The organism is Peribacillus loiseleuriae (genome assembly GCF_001183985.1).
Classification (GTDB): domain Bacteria; phylum Bacillota; class Bacilli; order Bacillales; family DSM-1321; genus Peribacillus; species Peribacillus loiseleuriae.
In genome coordinates, this window is sequence record NZ_LFZW01000001.1 from 4,624,423 (window position 1) to 4,639,125 (window position 14,703).

Sequence of the window (14,703 nt, forward strand, 5' to 3'; positions counted from 1 at the left end):
ATCGGTCCTTGGCTACAACAACTAGTTATTTAACAGATTCTTATTAGCCATGAAGACACTCGGACAGGCATAAGACATACAGTAAAGGCAATCTTTTGTTAAGAATGTTTACTTTCTTTAATCTCGTTTAATAACATTTGATAAAGCATACGTGCTACTTTTTTTGTATCGTGCCTAATTGAGTTACCTTCAAAATTAAAAATTTGTCCTTGAACAATCTTAACCCCAAGTTTTTCTAGGCTCTCAACATCAAAAACAACCGGCTTTGCAAATTCCTCTTTATAGCGATCTTGAACATTTTGTGGAATTTCTTGATTATTCACAAGAATACAGTCGATAAATGAGCAATTCATATGGGAGTATATAGCTTGTATATGGTCACTTGCTGTATAATCCTGCGTTTCCCCTGCTTGAGTCATAAGGTTACAAATATAGACCTTCTTCGCTTTTGATTGACAAACTGCTTCACCAATTCCTGGTACAAGTAAGTTTGGCAGAATACTTGTATATAAACTCCCAGGTCCTATGACAATTAAATCAGCTTGCTTGATTGCCTGTATTGTTTCTCGGAGCGGTTTAATTTTTTCAGGACTAAGGAACACGCGTTTAATTTTCTTTCCAGAGAACGGAATCTTTGACTCACCGCTTACAATCGTTCCATCGGCCATCTCCGCGTGAAGAACTACGCTTTGGTTAGCTGCTGGCAAAACCTTACCTCTTACATTCAAAACTTTGCTCATTTCCTGGACCGCATGGACAAAGTCTCCAGTAATCGATGTCATGGCGGCTAACAATAAGTTGCCGAGCGAATGCCCCGCTAGTTCATTCTTGCTCGCAAAACGATGTTGGAACATTTTTTCAACAAGAGGCTCCACATCTGATAACGCAGCAAGAACATTTCGAATATCTCCCGGGGCAGGGATATCCATTTCATCGCGAATCCTACCAGAACTACCACCATCATCCGCAACCGTAACAATCGCCGTGATATCAATTGGGTAGTTCTTCAGTCCACGAAGTAATACTGGAAGGCCAGTACCGCCCCCGATGACAACTACTCTTGGCTGATCCGTTTCATTTTGCATTACTTTTCTCCTTAATAATCTTCTTTATGTCACGATGAGAAACATGAGTGACATAGTCCTTCCGGAATGTGCTAGCTAGATGCTCAGCAAGCGCAACGGAACGGTGCTGACCACCCGTACATCCTATTGCAACGATAAGCTGCGATTTCCCTTCCCGCTTATAATGAGGGAGCATAAACGCAAGTAAATCTATCAATTTTTCTAAAAACCTCTGTGTTTCTCCCCATTTCAGCACATAACTTGACACTTCTTCTTCCAAACCAGTCTTTGGTCGCATATGTTCGATATAAAATGGATTAGGCAGAAAACGGACATCGAAAACAAGATCCGCATCAATTGGGATACCGTGTTTAAATCCGAAAGACATCACATTGACAGTAAAAATTATTTTTTTGTTAATTGAAAACTCTGTTAAGATCTTTTCTCTTAATTCTCGCGGCTTCAGTGAAGATGTTCGATAAACAATCTGCGCCCGTCCCTTTAACTCTTCTAACAAACCACGTTCAATTTGAATTCCTTCTAGCGGAAGACCCAATGGTGATAGTGGGTGCGTACGCCTCGTTTCTTTGTAGCGTCGTACAAGTACTTCATCATCAGCATCAAGGAAAAGTATTTTCGGAGTTACCCAGGATGTTTCAGCTAAGTCATCTAATGCTTTGAATAAATGATCGAAGAATTCCCTCCCGCGTAAATCCATCACCAACACAACTTTATTCATTTTATTTCCGGATTCTTTCATCAGTTCAAGAAACTTGGGTAATAACGTGGGTGGTAAGTTATCAACACAAAAGAAACCTAAATCTTCAAAACTTTGAACGGCAACTGTTTTCCCAGCTCCAGACATACCTGTAATTATGACTAATTGAGTTTCACCGATTGGTCCTGTTCCCAATGTAATCCCCCCAAAGTTTTCTATTTATTCAACCTGGATCGAGTCGATATGAAAGCAGCTTGAACTCAGGTGTATACGTAAAAGTGGCATATATGATTCCGCTTCCGCGAACCATATATTCTAATATATGGTAGTCACCCTCAGCCATTGGAAGATTCTTCATTTCATCAATAGCAATCCAGCTTAGTTCTCCTTCTTCACATGAATCCACGTTAATCCCGTCTGATTCGGTAGTGAAAAAGGTGAACATCATCCACTCTTCTAAAACTTTTTCGCCTTCTTTAATGATAAACGTAAAAATCCCTTTAATTGCTGGGTTTTTTAAATATACGCCTGTTTCTTCACGATATTCCCGAATACAGGCATCGCGAACAGATTCGCCAGGTTCCATTTTGCCTCCTGGAGCAACCCACCAGCCTCTTCTCGGTTTTTTTAAAAGAAGTGTTTTATTGTCCCTTACTAACACACAATTTGTGACACGTTGCACGTTCTTCACCTCAATCGACTCTAATCCAGTCTTTGTCTTGTACAAAAATTTATAAAGTAAAACTTCCATGCTATGTAAAATTACACGTAGCAAAAGAAATAAATTATACAGCTCTGCCATACATTTGTTTAACTTCTATTATACTATCTTTAGATACGAGCTACAATGAACAAGAATCAGGAAATTTTTTTCCATACTTGTTCTAGACAAAAAAAAGACACAGACGTAAACATCTGTGCCATCCACAAGTTTATATTTATTAAAGGGGGTCAATTACTACCCTAACTATACCGAAAAGATGTTGCATCCATGTTACAACATGATTAAGACAGAATTACGAATTGTAAAAAATTCAAGACTTCACTTTCAGCTTTTCATTTAGCACTTCTACATAATGTTGGGCACTTTGTGCAGCAATGCTACCGTCACCTGTCGCCGTAACAATTTGACGTAGCGTTTTTTCACGAATATCTCCGGCCGCAAAGATACCAGGTACTTTTGTTTCCATCGTATCATCTGTCAAAATATAACCACCAGCATTTGTGATACCTAGGTTTTCGAAAGGTTTAGAAAGAGGGTTCATGCCGATATAAACAAACACACCATCCGCACTTAATTCCTGTTCTTCTCCATCCACAGTCGAAACAAGCGTAACACTGCCCACTTTTCCGTCCTTTTCGTGAATCTCTTTCAAGGTGTGATTCCAAATAAAATCAACCTTTTCATTAGCAAATGCACGTTCTTGAAGGATTTTCTGAGCACGAAGCTCTTCTCGACGGTGGACAATCGTAACCTTAGAAGCAAAGCGAGTTAAATACACGCCTTCTTCGACCGCTGAATCTCCTCCACCAATAACGAACAATTCCTTTTGTTTAAAGAATGCACCATCGCAGACCGCACAATAAGAAACCCCGCGTCCGCCTAATTCTTTCTCACCTGGTACGCCAATTTTCTTATATTCTGCACCTGATGATAAGATGATCGCTTTTGCTTTATATTCCTTAGAACCAGCACGAACAGTTTTGTATTCTTCACCATCGACGATTTCCTTCACATCACCATAGGCATATTCGGCTCCAAATTTCTTGGCATGATCGAACATTTTTGTAGAAAGTTCCGGCCCTAATATCGTCTCGAACCCTGGATAGTTTTCCACTTCTTCCGTATTGGCCATTTGACCACCTGGAATTCCACGTTCAATCATTAATGTTTCGAGATTCGCACGAGAAGTGTAAACAGCTGCAGTCATCCCAGCCGGTCCAGCACCGATAATAATCACATCATATATTTTTTCTTCAGTCATAGCATTCACTCCCGATAATCATTACATTTAGTATTTCCGATATACTTACATCCTATATAACAAATAAAAATACGTCCAAATTTATGCTCACTGAAGCAAGCTATTCACCAATTTAACGTATTTTCCAAGAGTAGAAACTGAAATCAAGTGCTTTGCGGCAATTTCCTGCTGACTTTTCTTTTCATTACGTAACCTATACCAAGAATACTCAACTGCTGCAGCCCAACCTGTTGGATTCACAAGTTTAATTTCACTTTTCATCGCTTCTACAAACACGGAAAACCAGGTTAAATAAAGGCCTGCTTCCATAAGCTGGATTGGGTGGAAGTGTGCATACAAAATTTCAGCCGTTCGATCGGCAAATTCAATAGCCGAGTTCTCTTGATTCAACTTCTGTCGTTCCACATACTCCATATATTCTTTTTCCAAATCCGTAAGAAGTGGATTATTACAAAGAGCTGGATGCTTTAGAATATGATCCTTTTTAATCGAATGCTTAGTTAAAAAAAGAGCAAAGATCCGTTCCTCTAGATAATCACTTTCGAAGCGTTTCAAAATCGAAGGCAAATGATCTTCAAACCCATTAAGAGAATCATTCATATCTCCCCACGGTTCAAACCCTTCCTTGTCAGGGTTTAATTCTAAAACTCTTTTCCAGGCTTTCTCAGCCGTTCTCTCATGTCCTAATTGATAGGCAGATACAGCTAACCAGTAATAGAATGTATCATCACCTTCATGCCCTTGCTTTTGCAGATGCTTCAACCATGTATACGCGAGGCTATATCGCCCGATCAAAGCAAATGTAGAACCAAGTTTGATACGATGCTCCGTTAAAATAGGGCGGACCTTTTCCAACGTCATGACTAGTGCATGTATCTTATCTTCACTTTGTTGATAATGATAGAAAACCAAAAGATTACATAGTGCATGTAAATTCCCCGGGCTTTTTTCCAATACTTCCTCTAATGTTTCAAAGGCTTTATCTGTTTCTCCAAGATAAAAATAGGCGAGCGCCAAATTATTATACGCTGACCAATATTCCGCGTATTCTTTAATGGTTTCCTTCAACACTTCAACAGCTTCTTCGAAGTTACCTGCCTCTAAACATTCACGAGCTTTTTCCTGTTGGTAAATCAAGCCGTCTTGATGAATCAAACTTTCCTCGGTTTCACCGGATTCAAATGTAATTAAATCCAGAAGATCTTCTGCGTCTTCACTGAACTCTCCGTCTTCTTCTTTATCCAGATAAGCACTCGCATGGCGATACGCTTCCTTAAACATGCCAAGGTGCGCATAATTATTTGCCAAAAAATAATGGCATTCCGTCATAAATGGGTCCATATCCGCAAGAATGTTTTCAAGTAGAATATTTGAATAACTATATTCCCCGATTTCTGTACACGTAACCGCAAGCTGACACGCAATCATCGGTTCCGTTGGTTCCAATTCAAATGCACGGATAAGAAATTTTTTAGCATTATATAAATCACGTCTGTGATAAGCTTTTAAACCTTTAGTAAAGTAATATTCTCCTGTCGGATGAAAGGAGAAAACTTTAGCTTGTTTATACATTTTAGAATCTTTGCCCATGGAATCCTCCATCTAGTAGTTGTTTAACCTTCGTATTATAACATACTGGAAGAATCTTGGCATCTCGATAAAATCGTAAAGAAAATAAAAACAACCAAAAAAAGGAAAATCATTTAAGGGACTTATGCCCTACAAACCTTTTACCATATTGTCTTCGTCGGCTAAAGTAAATTTTCAGGTCCAAAAATAAGGTTGTAAACATGAAGACGTTCTATGTTCCTTTTGGCAAATCTTTTTACATAGCGAACCCATGAAAAAGTTTGACTTTGAATAAAAAATGAGGAAAGTATGCATGATACTTTCCTCATTTTGCATTTACTCTTTTTTAGCGTGTCGTTGCTGTAAAACGGCTAACACATCTACAAATGGCAGTTCTTGTTCTTGTAGTAAAACGAACAAGTGATACAAAAGATCTGCGGATTCAAGCGAAAGTTCAACATGATCTCGATTTTTTGCAGCAATAATCACTTCAGCCGCTTCTTCTCCGACTTTTTTCAAAATTTTATCGACGCCTTTTTCGAATAAATAGGTTGTATAGGAACCTTCTGGCATCGTTTCTTTTCTAGTCCCAATCAGTTTTTCTAGTTCTAATAAAAAGTTCGCATCAGGTTTCGCTTGAGAGTTTGTATTTCCATTTTCAAATAACGTTTCAGTAAAGCAACTGGTCGTACCAGTGTGACAGGCTGGACCCGCTGGATTCACTTTGACGATTAGTGCATCTTGATCACAATCGTACTTTATTTCAGTAATGGTTTGTGTATTTCCGCTTGTTTCTCCTTTATGCCATAGCTCATTACGCGTGCGGCTAAAGAACCACGTTTCACCTTTTTCCATAGAGAGCAGCAAAGACTCTTCATTCATATACGCTAGAGTTAGCACCTCTCCTGTTACGGCATCCTGAACGATAGCGGGAATCAAGCCTTTATCATCAAATTTTATTCGCTGATTCATCTTACAACAACACCCTTCTGTTTTAAAAAGCTTTTCACTTCTTTAACGGACGTTTCTTTATAGTGAAAAATCGAAGCAGCAAGCGCCGCATCTGCTTTTCCTGTTGTAAAGGCTTCTTCAAAATGAGCGGCACTCCCTGCTCCTCCAGATGCAATAACCGGGACGGAAACCGATTCGCTCACTGCTTTTGTCAAAGCAAGATTAAAGCCTTGTTTTTCACCATCATTATCCATACTTGTAAGAAGGATTTCCCCAGCACCTCGGTTTACCGCTTCTTTTACCCAGGCAATGACATCCCAATCCGTTGCTCGTCTGCCTCCATGCGTATAGACACGCCATGAACCGAGCGACTCATCCCACCGTGCATCAACAGCGACTACGATGCATTGTGAACCGAAGTAATCTGCCCCTTCTGTAATTAATTCTGGGCGTAGGACGGCGGATGTGTTTAGCGAAACCTTATCGGCCCCTGCTCGAAGGATTTGTTTCATATCCTCAAGGGAATTAATGCCGCCGCCAACAGTAAATGGGATGGCGAGACTTCCGGCAACTGCCTTTACGACATCAACCATCGTTTCCCGACCTTCATGCGAAGCAGAAATATCAAGAAATACCAGTTCGTCGGCTCCTTCTTTATCATAAAACGCAGCAAGTTCTACTGGATCTCCTGCATCACGTAAGGATACGAATTGAACTCCTTTAACAACTCTACCTTCTTTCACGTCCAAGCATGGAATAATTCGTTTGGTCAACATTTAATCACGCACCTTTTCTAAGGCTTCCTTGACTGTAAACCGATTTGTATAGATTGCTTTGCCGACAATGGCTCCAATAACCCCCTGATTTTGATATTCCTTTAACGTGATAAGGTCTTTTAGGCTGCTTATTCCACCCGAGGCAATAACGCCTTTGCCAGTTGCTTCTGCCATTGCAACAATTCCTTCCACGTTAGGCCCAGAAAGCATGCCATCTGTTGCAATGTCGGTAACGATGAACACTTCAGCTCCTTCGTCAGCTAGGGCCTTGCCAAGCTCGATTGCCGTTGTTTCCGATGTTTGGAGCCAGCCGTGCGTTGCGACTTTCCCATCTTTTGCATCGATGCCGATTGCAATATGCTTGCCGTATTTACCAAGCATCGTTTTGGTGAAACCCGGGTCTGATACAGCTGCGCTACCGAGAATAACTCGTTCAACGCCACGTTCGAGATAATGGACAACATCTGCCTCTGTACGGATTCCACCGCCAATTTGAATGTTAGCACCGAGTTCTTTCGCTGCTTGAATCACATACGAATCATTGATTCTGCCCCCTGCTTTCGCTCCGTCGAGATCGACCATATGTATCCACTCTGCCCCTTGACTGGCGAAACTTTTCGCCATGTCAAACGGAGAATCACCATAAACGGTTTCTTGATTATAATCGCCTTGAATTAAACGAACACAATTCCCACCGCGCATATCAATGGCAGGGTAGATTGTGAAATTAGACATCTCATTACCTCCCTTTCACTAGTGACAAGTAATTTTTTAATAGGGACATGCCGATTGCACTGCTTTTTTCTGGGTGAAACTGCATACCGAATACATTTTCTTTTGTGACGATCGCCGGAACGTCCACATCGTATTTTGCAGATGCAGTCACAACTTCAGTTTCATTTGTCACTGCGAAATATGAATGAACGAAATATACATAATCCTCTTCAAGTCCTTTTAAAAGAGGAGATGAATGGTTGAAAGTTAGTTTGTTCCAGCCCATATGCGGAACTTTATAGGAATTGTTTTTGGAGTCTATACCAGAAAAACGTGCGACTCTCCCTGGAATAAGTGACAGACCTTTTGCAGGTCCATTTTCTTCACTTTCCTCGAATAATAGCTGCATACCTAGACAAATTCCTAATAGATACCGACCATTGGCTACGTGTTTCTTCAGAAAAACATCTAGTTCCTTACGCTCGAGTAAAATCATGGCGTCTCTGAACGAACCGACTCCTGGTAGGATGATCCCTTCTGCTTTTTCCAGTTCAGCAGGGTCATCTGAAATAAAAAACTCTACATCTAAACGTTCGAGTGCTTTACTAACACTGAACAAATTGCCCATGCCATAATCGACAATGCCAATCATTTATAACAATCCTTTCGTAGAAGGAATACCTTTTACACGGGGATCAATTGTTGTCGCTTCATCAAGGGCCCTTCCGAGAGCTTTAAAAATTGCTTCAATAATATGGTGCGTATTTTGGCCGTAATGAACAATTACATGTAGATTCATACGGGCTTCAAGTGCTAATTTCCAGAGAAACTCATGAACAAGCTCGGTATCAAATGTCCCAACCTTCTGTGACGGAAACTCTGCTCGAAATTCTAAGTGTGGACGGTTGCTAAGATCAACGACAACCTGTGCTAACGCCTCATCCATAGGCACAAATGCATTTCCGTAGCGTTTAATTCCACGCTTATCACCGAGGGCTTTGATTAATGCCTGCCCAAGACAAATCCCAATATCCTCTGTTGTATGATGAGCATCCACTTCAATATCACCTTGAGCATCAACCGTCAGATCAAAATGACCATGCTTCGTAAATAAATCCAACATATGTGTCATAAATGGCACACCCGTCTCAATTCGAGATACACCCTCACCATCCACGGTAAACGCAAGCTTCACATCTGTTTCACCAGTCTTCCTCACAACACTACCAACACGCTCCATACGAACCTCCTCCTAGGGGTCAGACCCCATTTCCCAAATCTATTTTCCTTGCATAAACCCTGATATATCAATGCCTTGATGTCGCCCGATTAGGGGTCAGACCCTATTTCCCACGTGATTCTACAGCTCGGGCGTGGGCTTCGAGGCCTTCAAGCCTGGCAAAGGTTGCAATTTTTTCTGCGTTTTTCTTAAAGGCTGTTTGGCTGTACATGATAATGCTTGATTTTTTCTGAAAGTCGTCCACATTTAGTGGGCTTGAAAAACGGGCTGTGCCGTTTGTCGGAAGTACATGGTTTGGTCCTGCAAAGTAGTCACCGACTGGCTCTGTACTGTATCTCCCTAAGAAAATGGCACCAGCATGGCGTACTTGAGCCATCACTTCAAGTGGATCTTTCGTGATAATTTCAAGATGCTCTGGTGCAAGTGTATTAACGGCCATAATCGCCTGATTCATATCTTCGCACACGATAATCTTCCCATAATCCCGAATTGAAGCTTCTGCAATCTCTCGTCTCGGTAACGAGGTCAACTGTTTTTCCACCTCTTTGGCCACCTCATGTGCTAAGCTTGCTTCTGTGGTGATCAGCACGCTGCATGCTCTGGCATCATGCTCTGCTTGCGACAGTAAATCTGCTGCTACTTCTTTGGCAATGGCTGTTTCATCAGCGAGAACTGCAATTTCACTTGGCCCTGCAATCATATCGATTGCTACGTCTCCGAATACTTCTCTTTTTGCTAACGCTACATAGATATTGCCAGGTCCGACAATTTTATCGACTTTTTCAATTGTGTCTGTTCCATATGCAAGTGCCGCAACAGCCTGTGCACCACCGATTTGATAGATTTCTGTAACACCAGCGATTTTCGCGGCTGCCATAACCGACTTAGACAGCTTCCCATCCTTCCCAGGAGGAGAAACCATTACGATTCGTTCCACACCAGCTACCTTCGCAGGAATTACATTCATCAATACCGATGACGGGTACGCAGCCGTCCCACCTGGCACATACACCCCAACCGCATCAAGTGCAGTTAATTTTTGTCCGAGCATTGTTCCTGTTTCATCTGTCGAAATCCACGAATTCTTTAGCTGTTTTTCATGAAAAGAGCGGATATTAGCGGCTGCTTCTTCAATGATCGATCGTTCATACTCACTTAGTTCATCAACTGCTCCTTCTATTTCCTTCATCGAAACAGCGAATTGCTTAAGCTTTACCCCATCAAATTTCTCTGTATAATAGGCAACTGCCCCATCTCCAGATTTTCTCACTTCATCGATGATATCTTGTACTGCCTTACGCTGGTCAGCCGTTCCTGAATCTACCGAACGCTTTAATGAGGTCCCTTCTGTAAAACGCTCTATCTTCATCACTTCACCTCCTACTGATTGACGATTTCTGCAAGCCGATCGACAATTTCTGTAATTCTTTTTTCTTTTATTCGATAGCTCACCGGATTCGCAATTAATCTCGATGTCACATCGGCAATTTTTGCATATTCAACAAGTCCATTTTCCTTTAATGTTTGCCCTGTCGACACAATGTCAACAATTCTTTCTGCGAGACCAATTAGAGGTGCCAGTTCAATCGATCCATTCAACTTAATAATTTCTACTTGTTCACCTTGTTCGCGAAAATAACTAGAGGCTACATTTGGATACTTACTGGCGATTTTCGGTGTAATATCACTAATTTTTGTATTAGGAAGTCCAGCTACTGCTAAATAGCAAGTACTTATTTTCAAATCTAGCAATTCATAAACATCCCGTTCTTCCTCCAACATAACATCTTTCCCTGCAATCCCAACATCCGCAACGCCATGCTCCACATAGGTGACCACATCCATAGGTTTTGCCAAAATAAATCGTAAATTCTCTTCTTCTATTTCTAAAATGAGTTTTCGTGAATCATCAAATTCTGGAGGAAGACGGAAGTCCGCTTTTCGTAATAAATCTGCCGCCTCTTCAAAAATCCTACCTTTTGGCATCGCAATTGTTAGAAAGCTATTCACTTCTTGCACCTCCATTTCCAATATACAAATGAACCTCATGAAACGCTTTAGTAAATGCATCGACGTTCTCTAATGCGTTAATTTCTTGAATCGTTACGTTTATCCCTCGTTCACGTTTTTCCTTGGCAAAATCAAGCGCTTCTTTTCTCCGTTCAGGACTGAAGACGACACATTCAGATGCTTCCGTTTCTTTTATTTCTCCTAGCGCTTCGGTCAGACGATCCATTCGGATGGCAAATCCTGTTGCAGGAGTGTTCCAACCGAATTTTTCAAGAAGGCTGTCATATCGGCCTCCGTTACCAATCGGTGAACCGACCTGATTGGCATATACTTCGAAAAGAGTGCCCGTGTAATAACTCATATGACTGACGAGCGTTAAATCAAACGAGATAAATTCTTCGATTCCAAATTCCTTTAGCTGCAGAGCCAACTCTTTCAAATCTTGAAGCGTTTCTCTTCCCGTTTCGTGTTCAAGCAAGTTTGCGGCCTTGCTTAATGTATTCTCCTCGCCTTTTAAGGAAACGAAATCAATTAATCGTTGCTTGTCAATCGACGATAAAGGAAGTGACTTCACATGTTCACGATAGCCTACATAGTTTTTTTCATATAAATATTTCCGTAAAACGGCTGCTCGTTCTTCATTTCCTAAAATGCTAATAAATAATTCCTGTAGAAAGCCTATATGTCCGATTGCTATTTTAAAGTCTTTAAGACCTGTCGCTTTTAGCACATCTACAAGTAGTGAAATAATTTCTGCATCAGCACTAATGGATGGATTACCAATGAGCTCGATTCCAATCTGTTCAAACTCTGCCGGACGACCACCCTCTCTTTGCTGAGCCCGATACACATTGGCTGAGTATGCAAGGCGTAGTGGAATTTGTTGCTTTAGTAGCTTAGATGCTGCAACTCTGGCAATTGGCGTTGTCATATCCGGTCGAAGAACAAGTGCGTGTCCTTGCTGATCAAGTAATTTAAACAATTGCTGATCTAAGATTGCTGAAGCCTCTCCGATTGTTTCATAATATTCCAATGCTGGCGTTTCAATAAATTGATATCCCCACTTCTTAATCTCAACGCTCATACGATTTCTTACCAATGCCTTCGTTTCATATAACAACGGAAGCGTATCTCGCATGCCTAGTGGCTTTTCAAACATAAACGGCTTAGTCACAACAACACATCCTTCAAGAATTATCTTCACTCTTAATCATTCTCGCAAAACCAACCAAAACTTACCACATAAATATACAGATAAAACAAAATACTTTAGTTCACTACCATACTACCGAGTTGAAGTTATTCATATTCTACCCTCCAAATAGCACCACGTCAAGCACAACATTTTGGGGTCAGACCCTATTTCCCAACTTCTCTCATACACTGAACTCCCTTATAATTCATGGGTTTGCGCAAGGCCTTGCAGGGGTCAGACCCCATTTCCCATAATAAAAGGACCAGTCCTCGCAATGACTATAGGCAGTTCAATTTAAGTGGTTGTACCACTCGGAACTGTGTATAGCTTGTAAGGTCTGGCCCTATTGGGACATCTTTTATTCGTTCAATTTGATTCAAAATTCCAATTGATTCGTTCTTTCGTCTTTCGTGTAAATGATGCGCATGGGGTTACCGCCTACAAATGCGCCAGCAGGTACATCTTTATGAACAAGCGTACCTGCTGATACAATAGCCCCATCGCCAATAACAACTCCTGGTAGAATCGTTGAATTGGCACCAATTAAGACCTCATTGCCAATCACAACTTCCCCAAGCCGATATTCTTTAATTAAATATTCATGTGCTAAAATTGTTGTGTTATAGCCAATGACTGTATTTCTACCGACTGTAATTTTTTCAGGAAACATACAATCCAGCATGACCATAAGGGCAAATGACGTTTGATCCCCAACCTTCATTCTCAAAAAAACACGATACAGCCAGTTTTTCATTCCTAAAAAAGGTGTGTATCTGGCAAGCTGAATTACACCAAAATTTTTCACAACTTTCCAAAAAGGAACCGTTTTATAGACATGCCAAAGCGAGTTTGCATCTTCTACCGGGTACCTTGTTGTCCGTCTCATAAGGCTTACCCCTCTAAAATCGTGATTAAATCTGACATCTTCTCAAGAATATAATCCGGATTGTATTGCTCAAGATGCTCCCGGCCCTTCGCCGACCAAGCCACTCCTGCTGTTTTTGTCCCAGCATTTTGTCCAGATAAAATATCGTGATAGTTATCACCTATCATAATGGATTCTTCAGGAGACGAGCCCAATAAAGCCAACGCCTTCTGAACTGGTTCAGGATCCGGTTTCGCTTTTTCCACATGATCTAACGCAATAATCACCTCAAAAAACTCATCCAGCTTCGTCAATTGCAAGCCCTTCATCACAACGGCACTTATCTTTGTTGAAACAATCGCCAGTTTATAGCCGCTCTCCTTCAACATTTTTAACGTTTCATAAATCCCGTCGAATTCCGTTACTAACAGATCATGATGTTCCAAATTATGCTTCCGATAATGCGTGACCATCTCTTCCGCACGTTCTGGATCAATACTATGGAATGTTTCAAAAAGAGGCGGACCATTAAAAGGAATGACATCCTCACGTTTATAACGATCAGGATAATAATAATTTAATGTATCTAAAAATGAAGCAACAATTAATTCATTTGTATTAATCAATGTTCCGTCTAAATCGAATAATAAAGTTGTAATTTTACTGTTCATAAGCTTCCTTCCTTTGCGTAAACTCCGATCGATTCCAAATAAACCCGATAATCATCGTTAACAGAATAGCTGTTGTTAGCCTAATGACCAACAATGGCCAAACTGGAATCCCAAGCGGAATAAATATTAATGTATCCTCAACGACAGCATGACACGCCACTAGAAAAATAAAAGCAAGTGTCATATCTTTTTTACTTACATTATCTTCTTTAGCTGCTTGGATCATGACACCAGCCCCATACGCCAATCCGATTGTGAGACCTGCCACCATCGTCATCGATGTATTGGGCTTCATCCCTAGAACCTTTGTAAATGGTGCCAAAACCTTTGACATAGCATTAAGCCAATTCAAATCTTTCATAATCTGCATGATAATCATTAATGGAATAACAATAAAAGCTAATTGCAGTACCCCAGAAGCAGCCCGTTCCAACCCATTCAGTAGAATTGCCCACACTCCATTAATTTCCGCTGTCTCCGGACTAACAAATCCGTATTTGGCAAGCTCTGATCCACCTTGCCAAACGAGATTAATAATAACAGCAGCCAATAAAGCTAAGCCAATTCTGACCGTTAAAATAGTCCAAAGTTTTACACCGACCTTCGCTGCAACTCCCGATTCAATAAACAAATTGTGACTAAACGATAACATGATGGCAATAATAAAGACTTCTTTCACCGATAAATCAAGCGTTAAAATCCCGGCAATTCCTGCATACAAATTTAAAAAATTGCCTAATACAAGAGGAATTGCAGCTTCTCCCGGCAGTCCAATCATATTCATAAAAGGAGCAATGAAATCGATGATCCATTGCAAAACCGGTGTATATTGAAGCACGGATACAATCAACGTAACCGGGAAAATCACTTTACCTAAAGTCCAAGTAGTCTTTAACCCTACCAATAGACCTTTTTTCACCGAATTACCAATCAATTCCCCTCACC

16 protein-coding genes are annotated in these 14,703 nt (G+C 40.8%); all 16 read right to left on the reverse strand.

Annotation, left to right across the window (positions count from 1 at the left end; genetic code table 11):
* Window positions 1-98 precede the first annotated feature (98 nt).
* Entirely contained in the window at window positions 99-1,085 is a 987-nt protein-coding gene (locus tag AC625_RS21495; RefSeq protein WP_049683131.1) for a gluconeogenesis factor YvcK family protein, read from the reverse strand.
* Window positions 1,075-1,977, reverse strand: a complete 903-nt coding sequence (gene rapZ / locus AC625_RS21500; protein WP_049683132.1) for an RNase adapter RapZ — start codon at window positions 1,975-1,977, stop codon at window positions 1,075-1,077. The genes AC625_RS21495 and rapZ overlap by 11 nt, the downstream gene beginning before the upstream one ends.
* Before the next feature lie 28 nt (window positions 1,978-2,005).
* A complete protein-coding gene (locus AC625_RS21505) occupies window positions 2,006-2,464 on the reverse strand; it encodes an NUDIX hydrolase (RefSeq protein ID WP_049683863.1) in 459 nt (152 codons plus the stop codon).
* A 352-nt stretch (window positions 2,465-2,816) separates the two neighbouring features.
* A complete protein-coding gene (trxB, locus tag AC625_RS21510; protein ID WP_049683133.1) occupies window positions 2,817-3,767 on the reverse strand; it encodes a thioredoxin-disulfide reductase in 951 nt (316 codons plus the stop codon).
* 87 nt (window positions 3,768-3,854) lie between these two features.
* On the reverse strand, window positions 3,855-5,357 hold the full coding sequence (locus AC625_RS21515) for a tetratricopeptide repeat protein (protein WP_049683134.1): 1,503 nt from the start codon (window positions 5,355-5,357) through the stop codon (window positions 3,855-3,857).
* A gap of 315 nt (window positions 5,358-5,672) precedes the next feature.
* Window positions 5,673-6,308: a bifunctional phosphoribosyl-AMP cyclohydrolase/phosphoribosyl-ATP diphosphatase HisIE gene (gene hisIE / locus AC625_RS21520; RefSeq protein WP_049683135.1), complete on the reverse strand. Its 636-nt coding sequence runs from the start codon at window positions 6,306-6,308 to the stop codon at window positions 5,673-5,675.
* Window positions 6,305-7,063, reverse strand: coding sequence for an imidazole glycerol phosphate synthase subunit HisF (gene hisF, locus AC625_RS21525; RefSeq protein ID WP_049683136.1), 759 nt, complete (start codon window positions 7,061-7,063; stop codon window positions 6,305-6,307). Before hisF ends, hisIE begins: the two co-directional genes overlap by 4 nt.
* Window positions 7,064-7,798, reverse strand: coding sequence for a 1-(5-phosphoribosyl)-5-[(5-phosphoribosylamino)methylideneamino]imidazole-4-carboxamide isomerase (gene hisA, locus AC625_RS21530; RefSeq protein WP_049683137.1), 735 nt, complete (start codon window positions 7,796-7,798; stop codon window positions 7,064-7,066).
* A 4-nt stretch (window positions 7,799-7,802) separates the two neighbouring features.
* Window positions 7,803-8,429 carry an imidazole glycerol phosphate synthase subunit HisH gene (gene hisH / locus AC625_RS21535; RefSeq protein WP_049683138.1) on the reverse strand — a complete coding sequence of 209 codons (627 nt, stop codon included), beginning with the start codon at window positions 8,427-8,429 and terminating at the stop codon, window positions 7,803-7,805.
* Entirely contained in the window at window positions 8,430-9,017 is a 588-nt protein-coding gene (hisB, locus tag AC625_RS21540) for an imidazoleglycerol-phosphate dehydratase HisB (protein ID WP_049683139.1), read from the reverse strand. It lies immediately after the preceding gene.
* Between the two features lie 103 nt (window positions 9,018-9,120).
* Window positions 9,121-10,386, reverse strand: coding sequence for a histidinol dehydrogenase (hisD, locus tag AC625_RS21545; RefSeq protein ID WP_049683140.1), 1,266 nt, complete (start codon window positions 10,384-10,386; stop codon window positions 9,121-9,123).
* 11 nt (window positions 10,387-10,397) lie between these two features.
* Window positions 10,398-11,027, reverse strand: coding sequence for an ATP phosphoribosyltransferase (gene hisG / locus AC625_RS21550; RefSeq protein ID WP_049683141.1), 630 nt, complete (start codon window positions 11,025-11,027; stop codon window positions 10,398-10,400).
* Window positions 11,020-12,201 (reverse strand): ATP phosphoribosyltransferase regulatory subunit, encoded by a 1,182-nt coding sequence (locus AC625_RS21555; protein ID WP_049683142.1) that lies wholly within the window; start codon window positions 12,199-12,201, stop codon window positions 11,020-11,022. Before AC625_RS21555 ends, hisG begins: the two co-directional genes overlap by 8 nt.
* A 397-nt stretch (window positions 12,202-12,598) precedes the next feature.
* Window positions 12,599-13,108 carry an acyltransferase gene (locus AC625_RS21560; protein WP_049683143.1) on the reverse strand — a complete coding sequence of 170 codons (510 nt, stop codon included), beginning with the start codon at window positions 13,106-13,108 and terminating at the stop codon, window positions 12,599-12,601.
* A 5-nt stretch (window positions 13,109-13,113) separates the two neighbouring features.
* A complete protein-coding gene (gene ppaX, locus AC625_RS21565) occupies window positions 13,114-13,758 on the reverse strand; it encodes a pyrophosphatase PpaX (protein WP_049683144.1) in 645 nt (214 codons plus the stop codon).
* Complete coding sequence (locus tag AC625_RS21570; RefSeq protein WP_180320157.1) at window positions 13,748-14,689, reverse strand: nucleoside recognition domain-containing protein; 942 nt, start codon at window positions 14,687-14,689, stop codon at window positions 13,748-13,750. Before AC625_RS21570 ends, ppaX begins: the two co-directional genes overlap by 11 nt.
* Between the last annotated feature and the right edge of the window lie 14 nt (window positions 14,690-14,703).